Source organism: Burkholderia sp. Bp8994, from assembly GCF_003853805.1.
In the GTDB taxonomy this organism is placed as follows: domain Bacteria; phylum Pseudomonadota; class Gammaproteobacteria; order Burkholderiales; family Burkholderiaceae; genus Burkholderia.
Genome location: NZ_QTQH01000005.1, coordinates 65,486 through 90,713, shown reverse-complemented (window position 1 = coordinate 90,713; position 25,228 = coordinate 65,486). Strand labels below are relative to the sequence as shown.

At 68.4% G+C, this 25,228-nt stretch carries 21 protein-coding genes; 6 read left to right on the top strand and 15 right to left on the bottom strand.

Annotation, left to right across the window (positions count from 1 at the left end; genetic code table 11):
* The first annotated feature begins 15 nt into the window (after positions 1 to 15).
* Complete coding sequence (gene galU, locus DIE04_RS06595; protein ID WP_124523042.1) at positions 16 to 900, top strand: UTP--glucose-1-phosphate uridylyltransferase GalU; 885 nt, start codon at positions 16 to 18, stop codon at positions 898 to 900.
* 59 nt (positions 901 to 959) lie between these two features.
* On the opposite strand, the gene DIE04_RS06590 is transcribed toward galU, so the two are convergent.
* The 7 genes from DIE04_RS06590 to DIE04_RS06560 form a co-directional block, all read right to left on the bottom strand.
* Positions 960 to 1,574, bottom strand: a complete 615-nt coding sequence (locus tag DIE04_RS06590; protein ID WP_124572942.1) for a DUF4136 domain-containing protein — start codon at positions 1,572 to 1,574, stop codon at positions 960 to 962.
* A 37-nt stretch (positions 1,575 to 1,611) separates the two neighbouring features.
* Positions 1,612 to 3,999 (bottom strand): CHASE2 domain-containing protein, encoded by a 2,388-nt coding sequence (locus tag DIE04_RS06585; protein ID WP_124523038.1) that lies wholly within the window; start codon positions 3,997 to 3,999, stop codon positions 1,612 to 1,614.
* Between the two features lie 10 nt (positions 4,000 to 4,009).
* Positions 4,010 to 5,371, bottom strand: a complete 1,362-nt coding sequence (locus DIE04_RS06580; RefSeq protein WP_124523036.1) for a FecR domain-containing protein — start codon at positions 5,369 to 5,371, stop codon at positions 4,010 to 4,012.
* On the bottom strand, positions 5,368 to 6,072 hold the full coding sequence (locus tag DIE04_RS06575; protein ID WP_006402120.1) for a response regulator transcription factor: 705 nt from the start codon (positions 6,070 to 6,072) through the stop codon (positions 5,368 to 5,370). The genes DIE04_RS06580 and DIE04_RS06575 overlap by 4 nt, the downstream gene beginning before the upstream one ends.
* A gap of 229 nt (positions 6,073 to 6,301) precedes the next feature.
* Complete coding sequence (locus tag DIE04_RS06570) at positions 6,302 to 6,727, bottom strand: peptidase (protein WP_124523034.1); 426 nt, start codon at positions 6,725 to 6,727, stop codon at positions 6,302 to 6,304.
* Positions 6,728 to 7,017: 290 nt separating this feature from the next.
* Positions 7,018 to 7,245 (bottom strand): sulfurtransferase TusA family protein, encoded by a 228-nt coding sequence (locus DIE04_RS06565; RefSeq protein WP_006753156.1) that lies wholly within the window; start codon positions 7,243 to 7,245, stop codon positions 7,018 to 7,020.
* A gap of 162 nt (positions 7,246 to 7,407) precedes the next feature.
* Positions 7,408 to 8,343 (bottom strand): LysR family transcriptional regulator, encoded by a 936-nt coding sequence (locus tag DIE04_RS06560; protein ID WP_124523032.1) that lies wholly within the window; start codon positions 8,341 to 8,343, stop codon positions 7,408 to 7,410.
* A gap of 115 nt (positions 8,344 to 8,458) precedes the next feature.
* On the opposite strand from DIE04_RS06560, the gene DIE04_RS06555 reads away from it, so the two are divergent.
* A complete protein-coding gene (locus tag DIE04_RS06555) occupies positions 8,459 to 9,979 on the top strand; it encodes a CoA-acylating methylmalonate-semialdehyde dehydrogenase (protein WP_124523030.1) in 1,521 nt (506 codons plus the stop codon).
* A 62-nt stretch (positions 9,980 to 10,041) separates the two neighbouring features.
* Here the strand turns inward: DIE04_RS06555 and DIE04_RS06550 are convergent, their stop codons facing one another.
* The 8 genes from DIE04_RS06550 to DIE04_RS06515 all read right to left on the bottom strand — a co-directional run bounded on the left by DIE04_RS06550 (position 10,042) and on the right by DIE04_RS06515 (position 19,147).
* Complete coding sequence (locus tag DIE04_RS06550; RefSeq protein ID WP_124488956.1) at positions 10,042 to 10,926, bottom strand: MurR/RpiR family transcriptional regulator; 885 nt, start codon at positions 10,924 to 10,926, stop codon at positions 10,042 to 10,044.
* A gap of 307 nt (positions 10,927 to 11,233) precedes the next feature.
* Complete coding sequence (locus DIE04_RS06545; protein WP_124488955.1) at positions 11,234 to 12,406, bottom strand: Gfo/Idh/MocA family protein; 1,173 nt, start codon at positions 12,404 to 12,406, stop codon at positions 11,234 to 11,236.
* A 66-nt stretch (positions 12,407 to 12,472) separates the two neighbouring features.
* A complete protein-coding gene (locus DIE04_RS06540) occupies positions 12,473 to 13,399 on the bottom strand; it encodes a TIM barrel protein (protein ID WP_124488954.1) in 927 nt (308 codons plus the stop codon).
* An 85-nt stretch (positions 13,400 to 13,484) separates the two neighbouring features.
* Positions 13,485 to 14,498, bottom strand: a complete 1,014-nt coding sequence (locus tag DIE04_RS06535; protein ID WP_124523025.1) for a Gfo/Idh/MocA family protein — start codon at positions 14,496 to 14,498, stop codon at positions 13,485 to 13,487.
* A 74-nt stretch (positions 14,499 to 14,572) separates the two neighbouring features.
* Positions 14,573 to 15,487, bottom strand: a complete 915-nt coding sequence (locus tag DIE04_RS06530) for a sugar phosphate isomerase/epimerase family protein (RefSeq protein ID WP_124523023.1) — start codon at positions 15,485 to 15,487, stop codon at positions 14,573 to 14,575.
* A gap of 37 nt (positions 15,488 to 15,524) precedes the next feature.
* A complete protein-coding gene (locus DIE04_RS06525; protein ID WP_014722872.1) occupies positions 15,525 to 16,550 on the bottom strand; it encodes an ABC transporter permease in 1,026 nt (341 codons plus the stop codon).
* A gap of 27 nt (positions 16,551 to 16,577) precedes the next feature.
* On the bottom strand, positions 16,578 to 18,152 hold the full coding sequence (locus DIE04_RS06520; RefSeq protein WP_044846094.1) for a sugar ABC transporter ATP-binding protein: 1,575 nt from the start codon (positions 18,150 to 18,152) through the stop codon (positions 16,578 to 16,580).
* Between the two features lie 68 nt (positions 18,153 to 18,220).
* Entirely contained in the window at positions 18,221 to 19,147 is a 927-nt protein-coding gene (locus DIE04_RS06515) for a sugar ABC transporter substrate-binding protein (RefSeq protein WP_044846095.1), read from the bottom strand.
* A gap of 317 nt (positions 19,148 to 19,464) precedes the next feature.
* Here DIE04_RS06515 and iolC point away from each other — a divergent pair, with 317 nt between their 5' ends.
* The 4 genes from iolC to iolB all read left to right on the top strand — a co-directional run bounded on the left by iolC (position 19,465) and on the right by iolB (position 25,194).
* Positions 19,465 to 21,423 carry a bifunctional 5-dehydro-2-deoxygluconokinase/5-dehydro-2-deoxyphosphogluconate aldolase gene (gene iolC, locus DIE04_RS06510; protein ID WP_124523021.1) on the top strand — a complete coding sequence of 653 codons (1,959 nt, stop codon included), beginning with the start codon at positions 19,465 to 19,467 and terminating at the stop codon, positions 21,421 to 21,423.
* A 46-nt stretch (positions 21,424 to 21,469) separates the two neighbouring features.
* A complete protein-coding gene (gene iolD, locus DIE04_RS06505; RefSeq protein ID WP_124488951.1) occupies positions 21,470 to 23,353 on the top strand; it encodes a 3D-(3,5/4)-trihydroxycyclohexane-1,2-dione acylhydrolase (decyclizing) in 1,884 nt (627 codons plus the stop codon).
* A gap of 61 nt (positions 23,354 to 23,414) precedes the next feature.
* Positions 23,415 to 24,344 carry a myo-inosose-2 dehydratase gene (gene iolE, locus DIE04_RS06500; protein ID WP_124523020.1) on the top strand — a complete coding sequence of 310 codons (930 nt, stop codon included), beginning with the start codon at positions 23,415 to 23,417 and terminating at the stop codon, positions 24,342 to 24,344.
* A 31-nt stretch (positions 24,345 to 24,375) separates the two neighbouring features.
* Positions 24,376 to 25,194, top strand: a complete 819-nt coding sequence (iolB, locus tag DIE04_RS06495) for a 5-deoxy-glucuronate isomerase (RefSeq protein WP_044846099.1) — start codon at positions 24,376 to 24,378, stop codon at positions 25,192 to 25,194.
* Positions 25,195 to 25,228: the final 34 nt, after the last annotated feature.

Below are 25,228 nucleotides of genomic sequence, written 5' to 3'. Positions count from 1 at the left end.
AATAAAGGTTCGATCATGTTGAAAGTCACCAAGGCGGTATTCCCCGTTGCCGGTCTCGGCACGCGGTTCCTCCCGGCAACGAAGGCGAGCCCGAAGGAAATGCTGCCCGTCGTCGACAAGCCGCTGATCCAGTACGCAGTCGAGGAAGCGATCGCCGCGGGCATCACCGAGATGATCTTCGTGACCGGGCGCAGCAAGCGCGCGATCGAGGATCACTTCGACAAGTCGTACGAGGTCGAGGCCGAACTCGAGGCGCGCGGCAAGGAAAAGCTGCTCGAGCTCGTGCGCAGCATCAAGCCGAGCCATGTCGACTGCTTCTACGTGCGCCAGCCGGAAGCGCTCGGCCTCGGCCATGCGGTGCTGTGCGCGGAGAAGCTCGTCGCCGACAACCCGTTCGCGGTGATCCTCGCCGACGACCTGCTCGACGGCAACCCGCCCGTGATGAAGCAGATGGTCGACGTGTTCGATCACTATCACAGCTCGGTGATCGGCGTGGAAGAGATCCCGCCGTCGGAGACGAAGTCGTACGGCATCGTCGACGGCAAGGAGTGGGAAGAGTCGATCGTCAAGATGTCGGCGATCGTCGAGAAACCGGAGCCGGAAGTCGCACCGTCGAACCTCGGCGTGGTCGGCCGCTACATCCTGAAGCCGCGGATCTTCGAACACCTGCGTGCGCTGAAGCCGGGCGCGGGCGGCGAGTTGCAGCTCACCGACGCGATCCAGGCGCTGCTCGCCGACGAACAGGTGCTGGCCTACAAGTACCAGGGCACGCGCTATGACTGCGGCAGCAAGCTCGGCTACCTGAAGGCGACGGTCGAGTTCGCGCTGCGCCACCCGGAAGTCGGCACCGAGTTCGACGCATACCTGCGTGCGCGCGGCAACGGGCAACCGGCTGCCTGAACGCGGCACGGGCCGGCCTCGCCTCCCCGGCGGGCCGCCCTCGCCTCACGGCCGGCGCGTCAGCGCGTAGCGGCCGGCTTCACCGAGACGACGCCCGGCATTGCGCCCGCGTCGTCTTTTTTCGTCTTCACGAGCCAGCCGTCGCCCTGCTCGAACGGCAGCTTCGCGAGCGCGCTCTTCACGAGCGTCGGCGCGGCCTGCTGCGTGAGCGCATCGCGATCGCGCAGCGACGCCGACACGCGATAGACGTCGGCGCCCGTCGTCGCATCGACGAAACGCAGCGTCAGCACGTGGCGGTACACCTTGCCCGCGAACGGCAGTGCGAACGGCGCCGGTCCGTCGACGGTCACGCACGCGCTGCTTGCCGCGCCGCACCGGTCGGCCGTCGCCGCGACCGACGCCGGCTGCGTCGCATACGCGATCGACAGCCGGTAGCGCGCGGCCTGGCCAGGCTGCGCGTCGAAGCCGCGATGCGCGAGCTCGTCGCGCACGAGCGTCTCGATCTGCCGGTATTCGGCATCGTCGACCTGAGCGGCCGTGCGAACGAAATCGTAGCCGTGCACACCGGATGCGAACGCATTCGGCTGCCCGAGCGCGCTCACGCCGGTCGTGACGCCGGCGCAACCCGTCAACAGCGACGCCGCCAGCGCGGCCGCTGCCCATTCCTTTCTCATGACTTCCCCCAAATGCCTGCCGTCGTGCCCGGCCCTGTCAGGCGGACGGCTCGTCGATCGCGGGCAGCGACACCGTCACCGCGGTGCCGACACCCACTTCGCTGTCGACCGTCACGCTGCCGCCGTGGCGCGTGACGACCGTCTTCACGAATGCCATGCCGAGCCCGGAACCCGAGATTTCGGGCCGCTCGCCGGCATGGAACCGCTTGAAACGCTCGAACAGATGCTGCAGATCTTCCGGCGCGATGCCGTACCCCTGATCGCGAATCGTACAGAAGATCCGCTTCGATGCATGCTCGACCGTCAGCGTACACGCGATCACCGTGTCGGACGGACTGTATTTGACTGCGTTGTTCAGCAGGTTGACGAACGCGCGCGTGATCAGTGAGCGGTCGGCGCGCGTCCAGCACATGTCGGTCCCGACGTCGGTCTCGATGCGGATGCGCTTTGCCTGCGCCTGCGGCCAGACTTCGTCGCTCGCGTCGATCAGCACGTCGACCAGGCTCGTCGGTTCGAGCTGGTAAGCCTGCGACTCCGCGCGCGCCAGCTGCACGAACTCGTCGGCGAGCGACAGCGCACGGTGCGCATAGCGCTCGATCCGCGCGAGCAGCCCGCGCATCGCGTCGGTTTCGACGCGATCGCGCTCGATCTCGACGAGCGCGAGGATCGACGACTGCGGCGAGCGCATGTCGTGCGACAGCAGGTGCAGCGCCTCCTCGCGCTGCCGCTCGGCCGCGTGCAGCTCGGTCACGTCGACGAGACCGGCGATCCAGCCCGTCACGCGGCCCTGCGCGTTCGTACACGGGGCGTAGCGTAACAGATGGTCGAGCCCGTCGCGATCGCGCACCTCGATGCCGCGCGCCATCGCTTCGTCTTCAGCCCCGAGCGTCGGATCGAGCGCGGCCGGCCAGTGTGCGCGGATCGTGACGTCGTGTTCGGCGTTGCCGTCGACGGTCTTCATGAAGGTCAGCTCGCCGAGCGCGGCGCGCAGCGGCCGCCCTTCCGGCACCGGCAGCGCGAGCCGCGAACCGTAGCGCTTCGCCGCATGGTTCGCGATCAGCACGGTGCCGGCCAGGTCGGTGACGAAGATCGGCTCCGGCATGCTGTCGAGGCTGTCCCACACGAAACGCTTCATGTCCTGCACGCGCTGCGCGGCCTGCGCCATCAGCGCCATCTGCCGTTCGAGCACGTCGCCGCCGACGCTGCGCGTGCGCGGCGCCTCGGGCAGCAGGTGCGGCTCGTCGGCGAGCCGCTGCAGCTCGCGGCGCAGGTACGACATCGTCATTTCCAGGCGCCGCCAGTTCCAGATCGGGTAGACGGCGACCAGCCCGAAGATGGCCGGCGCGGGCGACAGCCACATGCGCGCCTCGAACAGCAGCGCCAGGCTCGCGACGACGGCCAGCGCGGCCAGGCTCAGCGTCAGCAGCAGCGCACGCCATGGCGACAGCATCAGGAAGCCGCCCAGCAGCACGGCGAGCGGCAGCAGCGATGCGGCGAAGAGTCCGGCACGCGACGCAGGCAGGATCGCGCTGCCGGTCGTCAGCATGTCGAGCACGTTCGCATGGATGTACACGCCGGCGAGCGGACCGAAGTCGCCCGACACCGGCGTCGCGAAGCGGTCGTAGAGGCCCGACGCCGTCACGCCGACGACGACGATCTTGCCGCGCAGCGCGTCGGGTTTCACGCGCCCTTCGAGCACGTCGTCGAACGACAGCGTCGGATACGCGGGCGTGTTGCGGCTGAACGGAATCAGGTAGCGGCCGTCGCCGGTCGCGTCGCGCGACAGGTCGTGCGCTTGCGCGCCGGGCGTGCCGCCGACCGGATGCAGCCGGCCGGCCTGGATCGCACGGTAGACGGGCACCATCAGCTGCGGCCAGCGCACGCGGCCGTCGCTTTCGAACAGCGCGACGCTACGCACGATGCCGTCGGGATCGACTTCGAGATTGATGTGGCCGAGCCCCATCGTGCGCGCCGACAACTCCGCCACCGGCGGATCGACGGTGCGCGTGCCGTCCGCCTGTTCGGGGCTCAGCAAGACGGGCAGGAAGGTCGGCACACGGGCCATGGCGTCGGCGAACGCGCGATCCTCCGGCGACTGCTCGGTAAACAGCACGTCGTAGACGACCGCGGCCGGCTGCGCACGCGCCAGCGTGTCGAGCAGCCGCGCGTGCACGCTGCGCGGCCACGGCCAGCGGCCGAGTGCGGACACGCTCTGGTTGTCGATGTCGACGACGACGACGTCGGGCGACAGCGGCAGGCTGCGCAGCATCAGCAGCCGGTCGTAGATCAGCCCGTCGACGCTCGACGACAACCGGCCGAGCGCGCACGCGAGAATCACCGCGATCCCGAGGCAGCCGATCGCGATCCACTCGATCAGGAAGCGGCGGCCGAGGCGCCGCCGCGGGGAAACGGAGTCGGTTTTCATGCGCCGCCGGTCAGCGCGACAACGTGAACGCGCTGACCGGACTCGTCTTCTGATAGAACTTGCCGCCCTCGAACTCCTCGACCGTCACCGCCCAGTAGTAGTCGCCGGGCGGCAGGTGGGCGACCGTGATCCGGCGCGCGTGCAGGCCCATCTGGTCGACGACCGGCGCGCGCAGGTCCTTCGAGCGCGACAGCACGAACCGATAACGCGCGTCCTTGGCCGCGTCGTTCGGCGCCCAGCGGAACTCGTAGCCATCCGGGCCGGGCGACGCGCTCGCATCGAGCCCCATCAGGCGCCGCTCGAACGCGTAAATGTGCGGCATGCCTTCGAGGCCGTTGTCGTCGATCGCGGAAATCCGGACGAAGTACGTGCCGTTCGGCACCTCGCGGAACACCGCGCGCGACGAGACCGTGCGCGTTTCGCTGAACAGTTCGAGCATGCCCGCGTCGCGCGCGAGTTGCAGGTGATAGGCATGCGCATGCTCGAGCGGCGCGACGTCGAACGTGAGGTCGGGCTCGTCCTGCACCTTGTCCGGATGCGTGAGCGTGGGCGCCGGCAGCAGCTGCACGGGTGCGCCGACCGCGCCGGACGACGTCGTGACGCTGCCGAAGTTCGCATGCACGAGCGTCGGGTCGGCCGGCTGCTGCTTGCCCGCGACGCCGACGGTGCCGTCGAGCACCTCGACACGCGTCGCCGCGTTGCCGGCGGCGTCGTAGTTCACGCGGAACCGCGTGCCGCGTACACCGGCCACGACCGACGGCGAGCGGATCTGGAAGCGGTCGTCGCCCTTCTTCAGATGCGTGACCTCGCTGTCGACCGAACCGCGCGTGAGCTCGAACTCGCGATCGAGCGTGCCGGTCAGCACGGTGCGGCGCAAGGTCTTCAGGTCGAGCTGGCTGTCGGGCGGCAGGCTCATGTGCGTGCCGTCGGCCAGTTCGAGCGTCAGGAAACCGTTCGCGCCCGTGCGCACGCGGTCGCCCTCGGTCAGCGTCGCATCGTTCACGAGCGGCGCGTACGCGCCGCCGGACGCGCGCTCGGCCGTGCCCTGCACCGCGACGACGCGCGCGGTCAGCTTTTCCTTGCGCAGCCGTGCGACCGGCAGCTTCAGCGCGATGTCGGGCTGCAGGTGTTTCGGCGCAGGCACGCCGTTGATCCGTTGCAGCAACTGCCAGTCGTCCGGGCCCTGCAGGTAGCGCGCGGCGACGTCGTACAGCGTGTCGCCGGCATGCGTGCGGTAGACGACCATCTTGCCCGCGGCAGCGCTCGGCTGCGCGACGGCCTGCTGCGCCGCGAACGCAAACGCGACCGCGTACGCCGCATGCAGTGCCGCCGTGCGCAGGCTCGCCGTGCGCTGCGTGATGCGCCGGGTCACTCCGGCTCTCCCTGGCCGACCCGCTCGAGCCGGTAGCCGTAGCCGTAGATCGGCGCGAGGCGATAGCCGTTTTCCGGCCGCAGGCCGAGCTTCGTGCGCAGCATCGAGATGTGCGTGTCCATCGTGCGCGACGGGATGTCGGTCGCCTGCTTCCACACGAGATCGAGAATGTGCGCGCGCGACAGCGGCCGGTCGAGGTGCTGGAACAGCAGCAGCGCGAGCTCGAATTCCTTCTGCGTGAGGCTCACGGCCTTGTCGCCGACATAGGCCTGCTTCAGGTTCACGTCGAAGCGGAACTGGTCGAACTCGCGAACGGTCGCCTCCGCGTTGACCGGATACGCGCGGCGCAGCAGCGAGCCGATGCGCGCGCGCAGGATCGGACCCGACACGGGCTTGACCACGTAATCGTCCGCGCCGGCGTTGAGGATCTGCGTGATCCCCGCCTCGTCGTCGCGGCTCGTCATGAAGATGATCGGCAGGCTGTGCTCGGTCTGGTTCGCACGCACCCACTTGAGCACTTCCTCGCCGGACATGTCTGGCACGTTCCAGTCGAGCACGAGCAGATCGAACGTCTCGCGCTGCAGACGCTTCTTCAGGGCCTTGCCTTCCTTGAACGCATAGCACGTGTGGCCGGCGGCCGTCAGCGTTTGACTGACGAAATCCGTCTGGGCCGGATCATCATCCAGTACAGCAATTCTCATAGCACCCCGCAAATCGAAATCGATTCGTCCAGTTCAGCTCCCCGCACTCATCCCGCCGCACAGCATGCGCGCGGCGTCCGACACCGGCCGGCGAGCCGTCGTTTGCCGAGCGCGCAACCTGCGCGATACGGCGCCCCGGCAACCCATCTCAAAAACAGGGCACGGACGAACCGGCGATTTCATCATAGTAGTATGAAATTCGCCAAGAAATTGCGCGGACTACGGTCCTTTATTCGAATAATCCTTCCCGTCGCGCAACTGGCGGCGCCTCCGGCTGCCCCAGCATGGGCTGCCCCAGCGTGGGCTGCCCCAGCATCCGCTCCAGCTGGCTGCGCACGCGCTCCCACGCCGGCGCCGCATAGTCGGGCTGGCTCGCCGCCCACGCCTGCGCGAGATCGAACACGCGCCCGATCGTCGCGCCGCAATACGTGAAGCCCGCGCCGTCGTCCTGCGCGGCGCCGCGCAGCCGTTCGTCGAGCGATTCGGCCAGCCACGGCATCTCGGCCGCCGCCGAATCGGCATACGCCTCGAGCGCGGCACGCGCGTGGCGATCCCGTTGCGGGTCGAGCTCGATCCGGCTCAACCCCGCCGCACGTGCGGGCGCGATGCATTCCGCTGCGGACGGACTTCGAATGGTCCCTGGTCTGAAGGACATGTCCTCTCCCCGTTTGTACGACGGCAGCGTCAGGCATGGCCCCCGTGCCCGCCTCGTATGACGTACCGTGGCCGGTGCATCCATCCGAGACGGACGACCGGCCGGGTCAGTATACGCAGCCGGTCGTGCGGCGAGGTTTAAGAATTGTCAGAGGCGTCAGACAAGCGCTTTCCCATGGAACAGGCGCCTGGGCGAGGGTCTGTGCTGGCGCTCGTGTCGCGCCGTTGGCGCGGCGGACCGCAGCGGGCGGTGCGCGAGCGGGCGCCGCAAGGGGCGCGAGATGCGGGCCGTCAGCGGCGGCGCATCAGGAACACGAAGGTCTTGTCCTGCGTCGTCACTTCGACGATCTCGTTGCCCGTCTGCTTCGCGAACGCGGCGAAATCGCGCTGCGAACCCGGATCGGTCGCGAGCACCTTGAGGATCTGCCCGCTCTCCATATCGGCGAGCGCTTTCTTGGCGCGCAGGATCGGCAACGGGCAATTGAGCCCGCGCGCGTCCACTTCCTTGTGAATCTGCATCGGCTGTCGACCTTCGAATGACGCGCCACACGGGCGCGGGAGGAAGCGGCGATTTTACCGCAGCGCGGCCGCCCCTGCCCGCGCGGCCCGGGCCCGGCCGCGCGACGCGGCGCGCCCGCGCTCGGCACGCGCTCGTCATGCCAAGCGCCCGCCGAGCGCCCGTCAGGCGCCCGAGAACCCGCCCGCGAGCCGCTCGCGCAGGTGCCGCACGAGCGCGCGCACCGCGCTCGGCACGACCGGGCTGTACGGCCGCAGCGCGAAGATGTGGTCGCCGAACGCGCCCGACGGCCGCCAGCCGTCCAGCAGCGCGACGAGCCGGCCGGCGTCGAGATCGCGCTGCGCGCTGAAATCCGGCAGCAGCGCGATGCCGAGCCCGCCGAGCGCGGCCTCGCGCATCGCCTCGCTGTTGTTGGCCGCGAAGCTGCCGCGCACCGGCACGCTCACGCGCTGGCGCCGCCGGCCGTCCGGCTCGAAGCTCCAGGCGGCCGGTTCGTTGTCGCGCAGGTAGCACAGGCAGCTGTGGTCGACGAGTTCGCTCGGGTGGCGCGGCGCACCGCGCGCGTCGAGGTAGTCGCGGCTCGCGACCAGCAGCGAACGCGTGTCGCACAGCTTCCACGCGACGTGGGTTTGCGGCGCGGTCGTCGTATGGCGGATCGCGAGGTCGAAGCCCTCCTGCGTCAGCGAATGCAGCCGGTCGGACAGGTCGAGTTCGATGTGCACGCCCGGGTGCTGCCGCAGGAAATCGGGCAGGTGCGGCACGACCTGCTGGCGCCCGAGCGCGACCGGCGCCGTCACGCGCAGCAGCCCGCGCGGCTCGCCGGCGAGCTCCTTCACGCGCGCGAAGTGCTGGCCGATCGATTCGAACGCGTCGCGCGTGCTGTCGACCAGCGTCTGCCCGGCGTCGGTGAGCCGCACGCTGCGCGTCGTGCGCCGCACGAGCGGCACGCCGGCCGCCTTCTCGAGATCGGCGATGCGCTGGCTCATCGCGGCCTTGCTGATGCCGAGCCGCTGCGCGGCAGCCGTGAAACTGCCGGCCGCGGCGAGGACCGTCAGCGAGTGGATATGCGGCCAGAGCGCCTGGACATTTTGCTGATTCATCCGTCGATTATTCAGAATTCTGAACAGTGAATCAAGCTGCGCGGCCTTCTCCCGGCCCGCCGCTTTGCCTAGACTAGGTTCCGTCCATCCCCATTCCCATCCCCAGGAGACACGCATGACCACGGTTCCCGCCTATACGTCCGACGCCGACGTCGGCCACTACATCGACGGCGCACCCGTCGCCGGCCGCAGCGGCCGCTTCCAGGACGTCTTCAATCCGGCGCTCGGCCGCGCGGTGCGCCGCGTCGCGCTCGCCGGCGACGACGAAGTGCAGCGCGCCGTCGCGTCCGCCCGTGCGGCGTTCCCGGCCTGGGCCGACACGCCGCCGATCCGCCGCGCCCGCGTGCTGCACCGCTTCCTGCAGTTGATGAACGAACACCGCGACACGCTGGCCGCCATCATCACGGCCGAGCACGGCAAGGTGTTCTCGGATGCGCAGGGCGAAGTCGCGCGCGGCATCGACATCATCGAATTCGCATGCGGCGTGCCGCAACTGCTGAAGGGCGACTTCACCGACCAGGTCAGCACCGGCATCGACAACTGGACGATGCGCCAGCCGCTCGGCGTCGTCGCGGGTATCACGCCGTTCAACTTCCCGTGCATGGTGCCGTGCTGGATGTTCCCGGTCGCGCTCGCGACGGGCAACACGTTCGTGCTGAAGCCGAGCGAACGCGACCCGTCGGCGGCGCTGTTCATCGCGGACCTGCTCACGCAGGCAGGCCTGCCCGCCGGCGTGTTCAACGTCGTGCAGGGCGACAAGGGCGCGGTCGATGCGCTCCTCGACCACCCGGACGTGCAGGCCGTCAGCTTCGTCGGCTCGACGCCGATCGCGGCCTACGTGCAGCAGCGCGCGGTGCAGTCGGGCAAGCGCGTGCAGGCGCTCGGCGGCGCGAAGAACCATCTCGTCGTGATGCCGGACGCGAACATCGAGCAGGCGGTCGACGCGCTGATCGGCGCCGCGTACGGCTCGGCCGGCGAACGCTGCATGGCGATCAGCATCGCGGTGCTGGTCGGCGACGTGGCCGACAAGATCGTGCCGTTGGTCGCCGAGCGCGCGCGCAAGCTGGTGATCGGCGACGGGATGTCGCCGGAAGTCGAGATGGGCCCGATCGTCACCGGCGACGCGCTCAAGCGCATCGAAGGTTATATCGAGCAAGGCGTCAGCGAAGGCGCGCAACTGGTGGTCGACGGCCGCGGGCTGCGCGTGCCGGGCCGCGAGGAAGGCTTCTTCACCGGCGGCACGCTGTTCGATCACGTGAGCCCCGACATGCGCATCTACAAGGAAGAGATCTTCGGGCCGGTGCTCGGCTGCGTGCGCGTGAAGGACTTCGGGGAAGCGGTCGACCTGATCAACGCACACGAATTCGGCAACGGCGTCGCATGCTTCACGAGCGACGGCGGCATCGCGCGCGAATTCGCGCGGCGCATCCAGGTCGGCATGGTCGGCATCAACGTGCCGATTCCGGTGCCGATGGCCTGGCACGGCTTCGGCGGCTGGAAGAAGAGCCTGTTCGGCGACATGCACGCGTACGGCGAGGAAGGCGTGCGCTTCTACACGCGCCAGAAGTCGGTGATGCAGCGCTGGGCGTCGAGCATCGGCAAGGGCGCCGAATTCGCGATGCCGACCGCGAAGTAAGCGGGGTCGACGCGCCGCCCGGCGATGGAATGCGCGGGCGGCCGGCGAATCGAAGGCCGGCGTCAGCCGGCCTGCGTACCGTGTACGCCGTCGGCGGTCGGCAGGTACGACAGCTCGAGCCGGTACGCGAGCGCGACGAACAGGCTCTGCGCGAGGCCCATCGTCGCGGTCAGCGCACGGAACCCGAACGTCTCGCTGTCCTGCACCATCAGCGTCACCTCGGCCTCGCGCGCGAGCGGGCTCATCCGGCTGTCGGTGATCGCGATCAGGCGCGCGCCGCGCTGCACGGCCTGCTGCGCGACCTGCACCGTCTCTTCCGCGTACGGCATGAACGAGATCACGATCATCACGTCGCCCTCGCGCACCGAGCGGATCTGGCCGAGATGCATGCTGCCGAGCGCGCTGAACAGGCCGATGCGCTTGTCGGTGTGCTGCAGCGCATAGTCGAGATACACGGCGATCGGAAACGCGCGGCGCGAGCCGGCGATCCAGATCGCCTGCGTGTCGGCGAGCAGGTCGACGGCCCGTGCGAGCGCGTGCGGGTCGAGCGTCTGCCGCAGCTGCTGCATGCCGGCAATGCTGCCCTTGATGAATTCGTCGGCGATCTGCTCGGGCTGCAGGCTCGACTCGCCCGATTCGATCACGTCGCGCAGCCGCAGGTTGTACGCGCGGCCCGGCGCGATCTGCTGGGCCAGCCCCTCGCGGAACAGCCGCTGCATCTCGGAGAAGCCCGAAAAGCCGAAATGCTTCGCGAACCGGACGACGGCCGACGGCTGCACGCCGCACGCCTCCGCGAGCGACTGGATGCCTTCCAGGCCCAGCTGGTCCCGATGCGTTTCCACGTGACGCGCAATCACCTTCAGGCGATTGCTGAGGCCGTCGTACTCCTGCGTCAGATGCTGCAGGAACGCCTCGACGGTGGCGGGTGGTTTCTCGGATGAACTCATCGGATAGCGCGAAGTTGACGGCCCCGATCCGCGCGCCGCCTGCGCGTGCGCCCGGGACTCACCTATGGACATGCATGAAGGGCGAATTTAATCACGTTTGCGGCACGGCCCGCGCCGCACGCTCGCTCCCACGCGCTCGATCATCACCTACACACGCTCCACGGCCGGAATGGAAACGATTTTCCAACGCCGTCGCCGAGCCGTAAAGATTAGGGCGTCTACCGACGCCGATGCGAACGGTGACGCCGAGGGTCGCCGGCAGCCGCCCTGGGCCGCCGGCCGACGCCGCGCATCGGCCGCCGCTGGCTCACCGATAGTCGACCCATACGCCGCCCGCATCGGCGGACCGCACGCAGTTCTCGACCCACCGCACGCCTTCGACGCCCGCATGGACATCCGGAAAGCGGATGCTCTTCAACGCCTGCGCGTCGCCGCGATCGGCCGCGTCCATCGCGAGCGCGAAGCGCGCGTACAGATTCGACCACGCTTCGAACAGCCCTTCCGGATGCCCGGCGCCGATGCGGTCCTCGCGCAATGCGTGCGGATGCAGATAGCCCATTCCGCGATCGAGCACCTGCGCGGGCTGCCCCTGTATCTCGTAGCGCAACTGGTTCGGATGTTCGTCCCACCATTCGACGCTCGCCTTCGAGCCGATCACGCGCACCTTCTGCCCGTGCATCGAGCCCGCGTTCACCGCGCTCGACCACACGTAGCCGATCGCGCCCGTGTCGTATTCCATGATCGTGAACGCGTTGTCCTCGAGCGGCGCGCGACTCTTCACGAAGCTCTGCCGCGAGCACATCAGCCGTTTGATCCGCAGTTCCGGCGCCATCACTTCGGAGATGTACAGCGGATGCGTGCCGATGTCGCCGAGCACGTAGCTCGGCCCCGCGAACTTCGGGTCGACGCGCCAGCGCGCGGCGGCGCTCGCGGCTTCGACGCCCTCGCTGTGAAAGCCGTGCGCGAACTGCATCTGCACGATGCGGATCTCGCCGAGATCGCCGCGCGCGATCATTTCGCGCGCCTGCTCGATCATCTGGTGTCCGGAATAGCCGTACGCGACGCCGACGATGCGGTTCTTCTCGACCGACAGCCGCTGCAGCGCCTCGGCCTCCTCGGTCGTGAAGCACAGCGGCTTTTCGCAGACGACGTGCAGCCCCGCGTTCAGCGCCGCGCGACAAATTTCGAAGTGCGTGTTGTTCGGCGTCGCGATCGACACCGCGCGGATGCCGTCGGCACGCTTCGCCTCGGCGTCGAACATCGTCCGGTAGTCGGGATAGCAGCGCCCGGCGTCGACACCGAGCTTCACGCCGAATTGCCGCCCGCGTTCGGCATCGATGTCGAATGCGCCGGCAACGAGCTGGAAGCTGCCGTCTCGCAATGCGGCCGACCGGTGGCTGTAGCCGATCTGGCTGCCGAGCCCGCCGCCGACCATGCCCCAGGGAATCGAATGTCCGAGCAGAATCTGTCCGTCGATCATGATTGTCGTGTTCCTGTCCGTGTTCAGGTGTTCAAAGTGTGTGCAGAGGGTCGGGCCGACGGCCGATTACGCGAACCCGGCCGATGCGAGAAACTCGCGGCTCGCCGCGACGTCGCGCAGGCTCGTGCCGGCATTGCGCGGATCGCGCTCCTGTTCGATCGTGATGTATCCCGCATAGCCGATGTCGTCGAGCGCGCGACGGATCGCGCGGTAGTCGAGCACGCCGGTGCCGATCGGGCACATCACGCCACGCGCGCACGCCGCGAAGAAGGCGATGTGTTCGCCCATCACCGCGTCGTACACGGCCGCGTCGATATCCTTGAAATGCACGTAGTCGAGCCGCGCCGCGTGACGGCGCAGCCATGTCTCGGGATCCATCCCCGAGTAGTAAAGGTGGCCGGTGTCGAGACAGAGGCCCGCCGTATCGGCCGCGACGTCGGCGACGATCCGGTCGATCTCGTCCGCGAACTCGATGTAGCCGCCCGCATGCGGATGGATCACCGCGCGCACGCCGAATTCGTCGCGCGCGATCGTCGCGATTTCGCGAATGTGGTCGACCATGCGCGCCCAGCGTTCGGCGGACAGGCGCGGCGCGCGATCGGCGTGGCCGGCCGCGTAGTCGCGTTCGTCGTGCCCCCAGTCCATCACGACCAGATACGGCGCCGCATGGCGCTGGCCCGGCTGCGTCGGCAGCTTCGGCAAGCGCGTGATCAGCGCGCAGATCTCGCGCGTCTGGCGCAGCAGGTTCGGGAGATTCTCCGGCGACACCAGGTCGTCGAAGATCGTGCCGGCGGTGATGCTCAAACGCTGCCGCTCGAGCTCGGCGCTCACCACGTCGAGCTCGAGCGGGATGTAGCCGTACGGCCCGAGCTCGATGCCCGAATAGCCGGCCTGCGCGGCCTCGGCGAGCACCTGCCGCCACGGCGGCAGGTGCGGGTTCTTCACGTCGTCGACGCCCCAGCAGCAGGGCGCGCAGCCAATCTTCATCGTCATGTCGGTCAGTCCAGCAGGAAAGCGGCGCGCGGCCGCGAGCATGGCCGCGTGGACACGCGGCCCGGTGTCGGCGTGTTCAGCCGGTTCAGCCGCGATAGAACGCCGGGCGTTCGGCCATCGCGATCGGCTCGACCGCCCCGCTCTGCTGCGCGCGCACGCACGCGTCGGCCGCGACCGCCGCCGCATAGCCGTCCCACGCGGACGGCCCGGTCAGCGCACCCTGCCGCACGCCGTCGATGAACGCCTGCAGCTCGACGTCGTACGACGCGATGAAGCGCTCCTTCCAGTCGGTCATGATCTCGACCGACTGCCGCGCCGCGTGCTTGAGCCCGACCGCGGGCGGATCGGGCAGCTTCGCGATGCCGTTCTCGCCGACCACCTCGCACTGGATGTCGTAGCCGTATTGGCAATTCACGAAGATCTCGACGTCGATGCGCACGCCGCTCGCGGTTTCGAGCAGCACGATCTGCGGATCGGCGAGATGCGCGGACGCATGGCGCGTCTTCTTCGGATAGACGACCTGCGCGCTCGCATAGTCCTCGCCGAGCAGCCAGCGCAGCACGTCGAGCTCGTGGATCAGCGTGTCGGTGATCGCCATGTCGGTCGTATAGCGCTCGCCGACCGACTGGTTGCGGTGCGCGCAATGCAGCATCAGCGGCGCGCCGATCTCGCCGCCGTCGATCACGCGCTTGAGCGCGCGATAGCCTTCGTCGTACGGACGCATGAAGCCGACCTGCACGAGCCGGCGGCCGTGCGCGACCTCGGCTTCGACGATCCGCATGCAGCCGTCGGCCGTGACGGCCAAAGGCTTCTCGCAGAACACCGGCTTGCCGTGCGCGATCGCGTCGAGCACGAACGCCTCGTGCGTCGGCCCCCACGACGTGACGAGCACGGCCTCTACGTCGGCTGCCGCGACCACTTCGTGGCCGTCGCCGTAGATTTCCGCGTCGAGCCCGTACTTCGTCACCGCGTCGCGCGCCTGCTGCGGATCGATGTCGTTGACGGCAACCACGCGCGCGCCGGACAGCGTGCGCGTGAGCCTGCGGATATGGTCCTGGCCGATCGCGCCGCAGCCGATCACGCCGATTTGCAAGGTCATCCGGATATCTCCAGTCTCTGGTTCAACGACGGCGCGGCCCGTGCCGCGCCGGTCGGCAATGGTTCCAAAACGGGTCAGCGCGCGGCCGCCCGTTCGAAATGGCGTTCGACGTAGCGCTGGATCGTGTCGCGCATGTAGCGCGACGACGCTTCCGCGCGGTCCTCCCACGCGAACACGCACGACGACATCACGCCGTCGAAGCCGGCGCTGCCGAGTGCGCGGAAAAACACGTCCCAGTCGATCTCGCCCTGCCCGATGTCGAGATGCTGGTGCACGCGGATCTGGTTCGAGCCCGGCGGGTTCACGATGTAGCGCAGCTGGCTGCTCTTGCGGTGATCGAACGTGTCGGCCACGCGCACGTGCGCGAGGATCGGCGCGGCGGTCGCGATCATCGCGGCCATGTCGTCGCCGTAATAGAACGTGTGCGGCGCGATGTACGACAGCTTCAGCGACGGCGAGCCGATGTTCGTGACGATGTCGATCGCCGGCTGCAGCTGCTCGATCCAGTCTTCCGGATGCGGCTCGACCGACAGCACGATGCGTTCGCGCTCGAGGATCGGCAGCAGCTCGTCCATCGAACGGAACCACGCGGCTTCGCACAGCTCCTTCGGGTTCGCGCCCGGTCGTTCGCCGACCGAGCGCTCCGGCGACGCGCCGCGCCCGAATTCGGACACCATCAGCGGGCATTCCATCTCGATCGCGACCTCGATCGCCTTCTTCCAGCAGCGCACCGCCCACTGCCGCTCGTCATCGAACGGGCTGGCCCAGCGGTACATCGGCTGCAGCGACGCAAGGCCCACGCCGCTTGCGCGCAACGCTTGCCGGAACGCGGCCATGCGCTCGCGCGTCGCGCGCGGCATCACCCACCAGTCGAGAAAGTCGCTGCGCGGCGACAGCTCGATCTGGTCGTAGCCGAGCTCGGCCACCGCGTGCGGCAGCCGGTCGAGCGGAAGGTGGCGAATCATGTAGGGATCCAAAGCGATCTTCATTTTCTTCCCGATCGGTTGTGTGTTCGATCTCGGCCGGTCAGCGGCGCGACTTCTTGTTGCGATACTGGTCGGCGATCACGGCCGCGACGATGATCGCGCCCTTGACCATCTCCTGGTAGTACGCGTCGATCCGGATGAACGTGAAGCCCGACGTCATCACGCCGAGGATCAGCACGCCGATCACGGTGCCCGTCACGCGCCCGAGGCCGCCCGACAGCGACGTGCCGCCGATCACGACGGCCGCGATCGCGTCGAGCTCGTACATCACGCCCATGCCCGACTGGCCGGAGATCGCGCGCGCGGCCGTCACGGTGCCGGCGATCCCGCTCAGCAGGCCCGCAATCGCGTAGACGAACACCAGATGGCGTGTCACGTTGATGCCCGACACGACGGCCGCGTGGCGATTCGCGCCGATCGCATACGTGTACTTGCCGAAGCGCGTGTAGCGCAGCACGACGTGGAAGATCGCGGCCACCACGACGAAGATGATCACCGGATTCGCGCCCGCGCCGATCGCCGCGAACTGGTCGGTCAGCATCGATACCGGCATCCCGTTGGTGAACCACTTCGCGAAGCCGCGCGCGGCCACCATCGTGCCGAGCGTCGCGATGAACGGCGGGATGCCCGTCAGCGCGATCAGCGAGCCGTTCAGCAGGCCGACCAGCAGCCCGACGCACACGCCGGCCAGCACCGGCCAGATGATCGGCAGGTCGGTCAGGTGCGGGAACACCGCGCGCGGAAAATCGGACACCTGCGCGAGGCTGGCCGACACGACCGCCGCCGCCGCGACGACCGACCCCGACGACAGGTCGATCCCGCTCGTGATGATCACGAGGTTCACGCCGACCGCGATGATGCCGATCACGGCCATCTGCAGCACGATGATCTCGAGCCGCTCCGCGTTGAACAGGAAGCTCTGCCCGACGACGAGCCAGCCGATCACCTCGAAGAACAGGCTGATGCCCACCAGCACCAGGAAGATGCTCAGTTCGGGCGGCCACTTCGCGTGCCGCGTCTTGATCGTCATGGACTGCGCGTCCGCGACCGGATTCAGGTTGCCCATTTCAGTTGTCTCCATGCTTGTTGCGGCTCAGCGCGAGGCCAGGTCCATGATGCGGACCTGGTCGGCGTCCTTGCGTTCGACGATGCCGGTCATCCGGCCTTCGTGCATCACCATCACGCGATCGCTCATGCCGAGCACCTCCGGCATCTCCGACGAGATCATCAGCACCGCGACGCCCTTGCCGGCGAGCGCGCTGACGAGCCGGTGGATCTCGGCCTTCGCGCCGACGTCGATCCCGCGGGTCGGCTCGTCGAGGATCAGGATGCGCGGTTGCGTGAGCAACCATCTGCCGATCAGCACCTTCTGCTGGTTGCCGCCCGACAGGTTCTGGATTTCCTCGTGCAGCCCGGGCGTCTTCACGCGCAGCATCCGGCTCATTTCCTCGCAGTCGCGTTTCAACTGCGCCTGCCGCACGAAATTGAACTTCACGTAGCGGTTGCTGAGCACCGCCGCTTCCATGTTCGCGAGCAGGTCGAGATTCAGGAAGCAGCCGGTGTCCTTGCGGTCCTCGGTGAGGAACGCCATCCCGTGCTTCATCGCCTGCGCGGGCGTGGCGATGCGCACCGGCTTGCCGTCGATCAGGATCTCGCCGGAGGTGGCCGGCACGACGCCGAACAGCGCCTCCGCGACGTTCGAGCGCCCCGAGCCGACGAGGCCCGCGACGCCGAGGATCTCGCCCGCGCGCAGCTCGAAGCTGACGTCGCGGAACACCCCGTCGACGCCGAGGTTCTTCACGGCCAGCACGACGTCGCCGATCGGCACCTCCTCCTTCGGGAACATCTGCGTGATCTCGCGGCCGACCATCATCCGGATGATGTCGTCGCGCGTGACGTCGCTCGACGCGTGCGTGCCGATGTACTTGCCGTCGCGGAACACCGAGAACTCGTCGGCGATCTCGAACAGCTCGTTCATCTTGTGCGTGATGTAGACGATGCCCTTGCCCTGCTCGCGCAGCTGGCGAATGATGCGGAACAGGTGCGTGACCTCCTTGTCGGTCAGCGCGGAAGTCGGCTCGTCCATGATCAGCACGTCGGAGTCGAACGACACGGCCTTCGCGATCTCGACCATCTGGCGGCTCGCGACCGTCAGCGTGCGCACGTCGGCTTCCGGGTCGATGTCGATCGACAGCCGCTCGAACAGCGCGGCGGTGCGGCGGCGCAGCTCGGCGTGATCGATCAGGCCGAAGCGGTTCTTCGGTTCGCGGCGGATCCAGATGTTCTCCGCGACCGTCATGTACGGCATCAGGTTGAGTTCCTGGTGGATCATCGCGATCCCGCGATCGAGCGCGTCGAGCGGGCCGTTCAGCACGACGGGCTCGCCGTTGATCAGGATCTCGCCCTGGTCGGGCGTGTAGACGCCGGCGATGATCTTCATCAGCGTCGACTTGCCGGCGCCGTTCTCGCCCATCAGCGCATGCACGGTGCCGCGCCGCACGCGGAACTGCACGCCGTCGAGCGCGACGACGCCGGGAAACGACTTGCCGACGCCGCGCACCTCGAGCACGCAGTCGGCGGCGGGCACACCGGACGAACCCGGTGCGGCGGACGAGGCGGCCGGCGCGCTTTCGCTCGCCATCGAGCGCGCCATCCTGGCTGTAAACATGGACGTTCCTCGAAAGTCACACGCGAACCCGGACACGCCGGGCCCGCGCAGTTCAGCGGAAAAACCGGTCAGTGCTTCGCGTACTGGTTCATGTTCTCCGGCGTGACGAGTTCGAACGGCACGTTCACGAAGCGCTCGACGGGCTGCTTCTTCGCCAGCTTGAGCGCGGCCGCGACGGCCTGCGCGCCCTGCCCGGCCGCGTTCTGGTACACCGACACCTTCAGCTCGCCGCTCTTCATCGCCGCGAGCCCGTCCGGCGTCGCGTCGATGCCCGCGACGACCGTCTTCGGCGTCAGCTTGCGCGCGGCCTTCAGCGCGTTGATCGCGCCGATCGCCATTTCGTCGTTGTTCGACACGATCGCGTCGAACTTCGTCCCGGAGCTCAGCCAGTTCATCGTGATGTCCTGGCCCTGCGTGCGGCTCCACTTGCCTTCGCGCTTGTCGACGATCTTCATGCCGGCACAGTCCTTGGTCGCGATCACGTCCTCGATGTCCTTGGTGCGCGCGCGCGCCGACTCGTTGGACAGCTCGCCCATCAGCACCAGGATGTCGCCCTTGCCGCCGAGCAGCTTGCACACCTGGCGCGCCTGCAGCGTGCCCGACTGTTTCTCGTCGGAGGCGACCACGGCGACGCCGGCCGGCAGCTTGTCGAAATCGACCGGCTTGCGGTTCACGTAGACGAGCGGAATCTTCGCGGCGGTCACCATCTTGGTGATCTTCGGCGTCGCGTCGGTGTCGACCGCATTCACGATGATCGCGTCGACCTTCTGCGCGATCATGTTCTGGACCTGGCTCAACTGCTTGCCGACGTCGTTGCCGCCGTCCTCGATCTGCACGGTCGCGCCGTCCTTCTTCGCCGCATCGCCGATGCTGTTGCGCAGGATCGTCAGGAACGTGTCGTCGAACGATGCCATCGTCACGCCGATCTTCTCGGCATGCGCGAGCGGCATGGCCAGGATTGCGGCGGCCGCGGCGGCCATCAGCTTGGTCTTCATGATCACTCTGTCTCCTCATCTCCGGGGGCGGAAAAACGGCGCGTTGCGCGCCGCCGGGCCGAGTCCGATCGGATCCGATTCGGACTGAAGCATCCGGATGAAACTGTAGATCACTTCTTCGAAAATTTGGAAATTTATTTCTACGTGATTTCACCTAGGGAACTGGATTTCCAAAAAGTCTAGACTCCGTTCCGTAGCCCGATTCCTTGCGGCAGGCGTTCCCGTGTCGTGCCGCGCACGTGACGGACCACCGTCGCAGGATCGGTCCCTCAATCCGCCGGCAGGGTCGAACGCCGGCCGCGAGCGTGATACGTGATATGAGCCCGTTGAACTTTCCGACTGACCGCCCCATCGATCTCGCCTGCCTCGGCCGCGTCGCCGTGGACCTTTACGCGCAACAGTACGGCAGCCGCCTGGAGGATGCGCGCAGCTTCCAGATGTATCTCGGCGGCTCGTCGGGCAACGTCGCGTTCGGCGTCGCCCGGCTCGGGCTGAAGACCGCGATGATCTCGCGCGTCGGCGACGAGCAGATGGGCCGCTTCGTGCGCGAGACGCTCGAGCGCGAAGGCTGCGACACGAGCCAGCTGCAGACCGATCCGGAACGCCTGACCGCGCTCGTGCTGCTCGGGCTGAAGGATCGCGACACGTTCCCGCTGCTGTTCGTGCGCGAGAACTGCGCGGACATGGCCGTGCGCGCCGACGAGATCCGCGAGGATTTCATCGCCGGCTGCCGCGCGCTCGCGATCACCGGCACCCATCTTTCGACGCCGGGCACCCGCGAGGCGTCGCTGACCGCGCTCGGCTACGCGCGCCGCCACGGCGTCGTGCGGATCCTCGACATCGACTACCGGCCGGTGCTGTGGGGGCTGACCGCGCGCGGCGCGGGCGAGAACCGCTACGTGCCCGACGCGCAGGTCACGCGGCAACTGCAGCAGGTGCTCGGCGAGTTCGACCTGCTGGTCGGCACCGAGGAGGAATTCCTGATCGCGGGCGGCGTGCCTCACGACCTGATCGCGTCGCTGCAGGCCGTGCGCCGCGCGAGCGGCGCGGTGCTGGTGGTCAAGCGCGGCGCGCTCGGCTGCTGCGTGATCGAGGGCGACATCCCCGCGCACATCGACGATGCGCCGACCTTCCACGGCGAACGCGTCGAAGTCCTGAACGTGCTGGGCGCGGGCGACGCATTCCTGTCGGGCCTGCTGTCCGGGCTGCTGCGCGGGCACGGCTGGGCGCAAGCGACGCGCATCGCGAACGCGTGCGGCGCGATCGTCGTGTCGCGCCACGCGTGCTCGGCCGCGATGCCGACGCCGGCCGAGCTCGCGCACTGGTTCGGCGGCAGCCGCAATCCGCAGGTGGACGCCGATCGCGCGCTCGCGCACCTGCATCGCGTGACGGTGCCGCGCCGCGCATGGGACGACCTGTGCGTGATGGCGTTCGACCATCGCAGCCAGTTCTACGAGCTCGCGGTGCAGGCCGGCGCGGACGAAGCACGGATCAAGACGCTCAAGCGCCTGCTCGTGCGCGCGGCCGAACAGGTCGAGCGCGATCGCCGGATCGAAGGCCACGTCGGCGTGCTGATCGACGGCGGCGCATATGGCCGCGACGCGCTCGCGTCGGCCACCGGCCGCGGCTGGTGGGTCGGCCGCCCGGTCGAGCTGCCCGGCTCGCGGCCGCTGTGCTTCGACGACACGCGCTCGGTCGGCTCGTCGCTCACGCACTGGCCGACCGAACAGGTCGTGAAGTGCCTCGTCCACTACCACCCCGACGACGACGTCGACCTGCGCGTCGCGCAGGAGCAGCGCGTGCTGGAGCTGTGGGAAGCCACGCGCGCGAGCGGCAACGAGCTGCTGCTGGAAATCATTCCGCCGCGCGCGGTCACGCCGCCCGGCACCGAGGACGACGCGGTGCTGCGCACGGTCGCGCGCTTCTACAACCTCGGCGTGATGCCGGAGTGGTGGAAGCTCGCGCCGATGAGCGCCGACGGCTGGGCGCGGCTCGAGACGCTGGTGGCCGAACGCGACCCGCACTGCCGCGGCGCGGTGATCCTCGGGCTGAACCAGCCGTTGCAATATCTGGTCGACAGCTTCCGCTCGGCGACCAACCCGATCGTCAAGGGCTTCATGGTCGGCCGCACGCTGTGGGCCGACGCGTCGCTGCACTGGCTCGCCGGCCGGATCGACGACCAGGCGCTGATCGACGAAGTGGCCGGCAATTTCGCGCAGCTGGTCGACGCGTGGCTCGGCCGCCGTACCGCCGCGCGCGCCGCCGCAGCCGCCTGATGCAGATATCCGTGATGACCACCCGATTCCTCCTGATCGACAGACGATGACCACCACCGTGAGACTGACCGTCAGCCAGGCGCTCGTGCGCTACCTGGCCGCCCTGCGCGCCGAAGTCGTCCAGCCGGACGGCCGCACCGAGATCCTGCCGTATTGCGGCGGCGTGTTCGCGATCTTCGGCCACGGCAACGTGGCCGGGCTCGGCGAAGCGCTGCATGCCGAAAAAGAACGGCTGCCGACGTTCCGCGCGCACAACGAGCAAGGAATGGCGAATGCGGCCGTCGCGTTCGCGAAAGCGAACTTCCGCCAGCGGATGATGGCCGCGACGTCGAGCATCGGCCCCGGCGCGACCAACATGCTGACCTCCGCGGCACTCGCGCACGTCGGCCGGCTGCCGCTGTTGCTGCTGCCCGGCGACGTGTTCGTGTCGCGGCTGCCCGACCCGGTGCTGCAGCAGGTCGAGGACTTCGAACAGGGCGACGTCAGCGCGAACGACTGCTTCCGGCCGGTGACGCGCTACTTCGACCGGATCACGTCGCCCGAGCAGCTGCTGGTCGCACTGCCGCGCGCGATCCAGGTGATGACCGACCCCGCGCAATGCGGCCCCGTATGCCTCGCGCTGCCGCAGGACGTGCAGACCTTCGCTTACGACTGGCCGGAGGATTTCTTCGCGCCGCCGGTGATCCGGATGCGCCGCCCGCCTGCCGACACGCTCGAACTCGCGGATGCGCTCGACGTGTTGAAAGCGGCGAAGAAACCGCTCATCGTCGCCGGCGGCGGCGTGCTATACAGCCAGGCGTGGGACGCGCTGCGCACGTTCGCCGACACGCACGGCGTGCCGGTCGCCGAATCGCAGGCCGGCAAGGGCAGCCTCGCGTGGGACCACCCGCTGAACCTCGGCTCGATCGGCGTGACGGGCTCGCCCGCCGCGAACCGCGCGGCCGCGCAGGCCGACGTGGTGTTCGCGGTCGGCACGCGCCTGCAGGATTTCACGACCGGCTCGCACGCGCTGTTCGGCAATGCGACGCTGCTGAGCCTGAACGTGCAGCCGTTCGACGCGGGCAAGAAGCGCGGCCGGCAATTGATCGCCGATGCGCGCACGGGCCTCGGCCAGCTGTCGGCCGCGCTCGCGGGCTGGCGCGCGGATGCGGCCTGGACGGCCGCGAACCAGGATCAGGCCGCCGCGTGGAACGCGCGCGTGACCGAGCTGACTACGCGCGTGCCGAAGGACACGCTGCCGTACGACGCGGAAGTGATCGGCGCGGTGCGCGACTCGGCGGCCGACGCGGGACGCGACAGCGCGCGCGACGATCTCGTCGTGTGCGCGGCCGGCACGCTGCCGGCCGAACTGCACAAGCTGTGGCGCAGCGGCGTGCCGGGCAACTACCACATGGACTACGCGTACTCGTGCATGGGCTACGAGGTCGCGGGCGGCCTCGGCGCGAAGCTCGCGCGGCCCGAGCGCGAAGTGATCGTGATCGTCGGCGACGGCTCGTACATGATGCTCAACGCCGAACTCGCGACGTCCGTGATGCTCGGCCGCAAGCTCATCGTCGTGATCCTCGACAACCGCGGCTACGGCTGCATCGAGCGGCTGCAGATCAATTGCGGCGGCGCGAGCTTCAACAACATGCTCGACGACTGCGTGCCGGAAGGCGGCGAACGCTCGACGATCGACTTCGCGATGCATGCACGCTCGATGGGCGCCGAAGCCGTGCACGTGCGCGACGTCGGCGAGCTGCGCAGCGAAATGAAGCGTGCGCGCGCGGCGAAGACGAGCCAGGTCATCGTGATCGACACGACGCACGAGCGCACGACCGCGGACGGCGGCGCGTGGTGGGAAGTCGCGGTGCCGCAGGTATCCGCGCGCGCCGGTGTCGAACGCGCGCACCGGACGTATCTCGACGAGAAAACCCGGCAGCGGCGTTGATCCGTTTCCCCATTCAATCCGCCGCTCCGCGAAAACAACATTCGAACCAAGGAAGCACGTCATGAGCTGGAACGTTCGCATCGGTATCAATCCCCTGTCGTGGATGAACGACGACCTGCCGTCGCTCGGCGGCGAGACGCCGCTCGAGACGGCACTGAAGGAAGGCGCCGAAATCGGCTACGCGGGCTTCGAGCTCGGCAACAAGTTTCCGAAGACGGGCCCCGAGCTGAAGGCGAAGCTCGCCGAGTTCGGGCTCGTGTGCGTGTCGGGCTGGTATTCGGGCTTTCTGGCGGAAGTCGCGCCGGGCATGAGCGACGCCGATGCCGTCGAGGCCGAAATCGAGCGCTGCCGCGCGCACATGACGAAGCTGCAGTTCAACGACGTGAAGGTCGTGGTGTACGGAGAATGCGCGGGCACGATCCAGGGCAGCATCGACACGCCGGTCGCCAAGCGCCCGCGTTTCGTCGACGATGAAACCTGGCGGCGCTATGCGGCGCGCCTCGACGCATTCGGCGCGCACCTGCTCGAGACCTACGGGATCAAGCTCGCCTACCATCACCACATGGGCGCGTACGTCGAATCGCCGGACGACGTCGACCGGCTGATGGCGCTGACCGATCCGGCGAAGGTGTTCCTGCTGTTCGATACGGGCCACGCGTATTTCGGCGGCGCGGCCGATCCGGTCGCGCTGCTGAGGAAGCACGTGGCGCGCGTCGTGCACGTGCACTGCAAAGACGTGCGGCCGCAGGTCGTCACGCAGGCGCGCAACGGCGGCTGGAGCTTCCTGAACGGCGTGATCAACGGCACCTTCACGGTGCCGGGCGACGGCGCGCTCGATTACGAAGCGACGCTGCGCACGCTGAAGGACGCCGGCTACGAAGGCTGGCTCGTGGTCGAGGCCGAGCAGGACCCGGCCGTCGCGCCGAGCTATCAGTATGCGAAGAAGGGCTACGAATCGCTGCGCGCGATCGTCGACCGGTTGAGCGCGTAAGCCCCGTCATCTCATCGAGGAACCTCACGCCATGACGATTTCTCCCCTGCTGGTCAAGGCATCCGCCGACCGCGAAATCTGCAACGTGACGCCCGAGTCGGCCGGCTGGAAACACGTCGGCTTTCGCGCGCTGCGCCTGAAGGCCGGCGACACCGAAACGCTCGACACGGGCACGCGCGAACTGTGCGTCGTCGTGCTCACGGGCACGCTGCGCGCGCAAGTCGACGGCGAGACCTACGACGCACTCGGCAAGCGCGACAGCGTGTTCGAGGAAGTGTCGCCGGACGCGCTGTACGTGCCGGGCGGCAAGACCGTCACGCTGGTGGCGACGCGCGACGCGGAAGTCGCGCTGTGCACCGCGCCTTACGCGAGCGGCGACAAGCGCGTGCAGCGCCTCGACGGCGAACGGATGCGGCGTGCGGTGCGCGGGCAAGGCACCAACACGCGCTACGTATGCGACATCCTGATGGGCGACAACCCGGCCGCGGACCGGCTGCTGGTCGTCGAAGTGATCACGCCCGCGAGCCACTCGAGCAGCTATCCGCCGCACAAGCACGATCGCGACGCGGCGCCCGACGAAACGTCGCTCGAGGAAACCTATTACCACCGGATCGATCCGCCGCAGGGTTTCGCGTTCCAGCGCGTGTACACGGACGACCGCAGCCTCGACGAGGCATGCGCGGTCGAGAACCACGACGTCGTGATGGTGCCGCGCGGCTATCACCCGGTGGTCGCGCCGCACGGCTACAACCTGTACTACCTGAACGTGATGGCCGGACCGAGCCGCGCGTGGGCGTTCAAGAACGACCCCGCGCACGAATGGATGCTCGACGCGGCGCCCGGGCGCTGATGCATTGACGCGCTGAACGATCGACGGCCGGCGC

What these genes read in the sequence shown, in the direction of transcription:
- galU (WP_124523042.1), top strand. Translation starts at nt 16, where the DNA reads ATGTTGAAAGTCACCAAGGCGGTATTCCCCGTTGCCGGTCTCGGCACG.
- DIE04_RS06590 (WP_124572942.1), bottom strand. Translation starts at nt 1,574, where the DNA reads ATGAGAAAGGAATGGGCAGCGGCCGCGCTGGCGGCGTCGCTGTTGACG.
- DIE04_RS06585 (WP_124523038.1), bottom strand. Translation starts at nt 3,999, where the DNA reads ATGAAAACCGACTCCGTTTCCCCGCGGCGGCGCCTCGGCCGCCGCTTC.
- DIE04_RS06575 (WP_006402120.1), bottom strand. Translation starts at nt 6,072, where the DNA reads ATGAGAATTGCTGTACTGGATGATGATCCGGCCCAGACGGATTTCGTC.
- DIE04_RS06570 (WP_124523034.1), bottom strand. Translation starts at nt 6,727, where the DNA reads ATGTCCTTCAGACCAGGGACCATTCGAAGTCCGTCCGCAGCGGAATGC.
- DIE04_RS06565 (WP_006753156.1), bottom strand. Translation starts at nt 7,245, where the DNA reads ATGCAGATTCACAAGGAAGTGGACGCGCGCGGGCTCAATTGCCCGTTG.
- DIE04_RS06560 (WP_124523032.1), bottom strand. Translation starts at nt 8,343, where the DNA reads ATGAATCAGCAAAATGTCCAGGCGCTCTGGCCGCATATCCACTCGCTG.
- DIE04_RS06555 (WP_124523030.1), top strand. Translation starts at nt 8,459, where the DNA reads ATGACCACGGTTCCCGCCTATACGTCCGACGCCGACGTCGGCCACTAC.
- DIE04_RS06550 (WP_124488956.1), bottom strand. Translation starts at nt 10,926, where the DNA reads ATGAGTTCATCCGAGAAACCACCCGCCACCGTCGAGGCGTTCCTGCAG.
- DIE04_RS06545 (WP_124488955.1), bottom strand. Translation starts at nt 12,406, where the DNA reads ATGATCGACGGACAGATTCTGCTCGGACATTCGATTCCCTGGGGCATG.
- DIE04_RS06540 (WP_124488954.1), bottom strand. Translation starts at nt 13,399, where the DNA reads ATGACGATGAAGATTGGCTGCGCGCCCTGCTGCTGGGGCGTCGACGAC.
- DIE04_RS06535 (WP_124523025.1), bottom strand. Translation starts at nt 14,498, where the DNA reads ATGACCTTGCAAATCGGCGTGATCGGCTGCGGCGCGATCGGCCAGGAC.
- DIE04_RS06530 (WP_124523023.1), bottom strand. Translation starts at nt 15,487, where the DNA reads ATGAAGATCGCTTTGGATCCCTACATGATTCGCCACCTTCCGCTCGAC.
- DIE04_RS06525 (WP_014722872.1), bottom strand. Translation starts at nt 16,550, where the DNA reads ATGGGCAACCTGAATCCGGTCGCGGACGCGCAGTCCATGACGATCAAG.
- DIE04_RS06520 (WP_044846094.1), bottom strand. Translation starts at nt 18,152, where the DNA reads ATGTTTACAGCCAGGATGGCGCGCTCGATGGCGAGCGAAAGCGCGCCG.
- DIE04_RS06515 (WP_044846095.1), bottom strand. Translation starts at nt 19,147, where the DNA reads ATGAAGACCAAGCTGATGGCCGCCGCGGCCGCCGCAATCCTGGCCATG.
- iolC (WP_124523021.1), top strand. Translation starts at nt 19,465, where the DNA reads ATGAGCCCGTTGAACTTTCCGACTGACCGCCCCATCGATCTCGCCTGC.
- iolD (WP_124488951.1), top strand. Translation starts at nt 21,470, where the DNA reads ATGACCACCACCGTGAGACTGACCGTCAGCCAGGCGCTCGTGCGCTAC.
- iolE (WP_124523020.1), top strand. Translation starts at nt 23,415, where the DNA reads ATGAGCTGGAACGTTCGCATCGGTATCAATCCCCTGTCGTGGATGAAC.
- iolB (WP_044846099.1), top strand. Translation starts at nt 24,376, where the DNA reads ATGACGATTTCTCCCCTGCTGGTCAAGGCATCCGCCGACCGCGAAATC.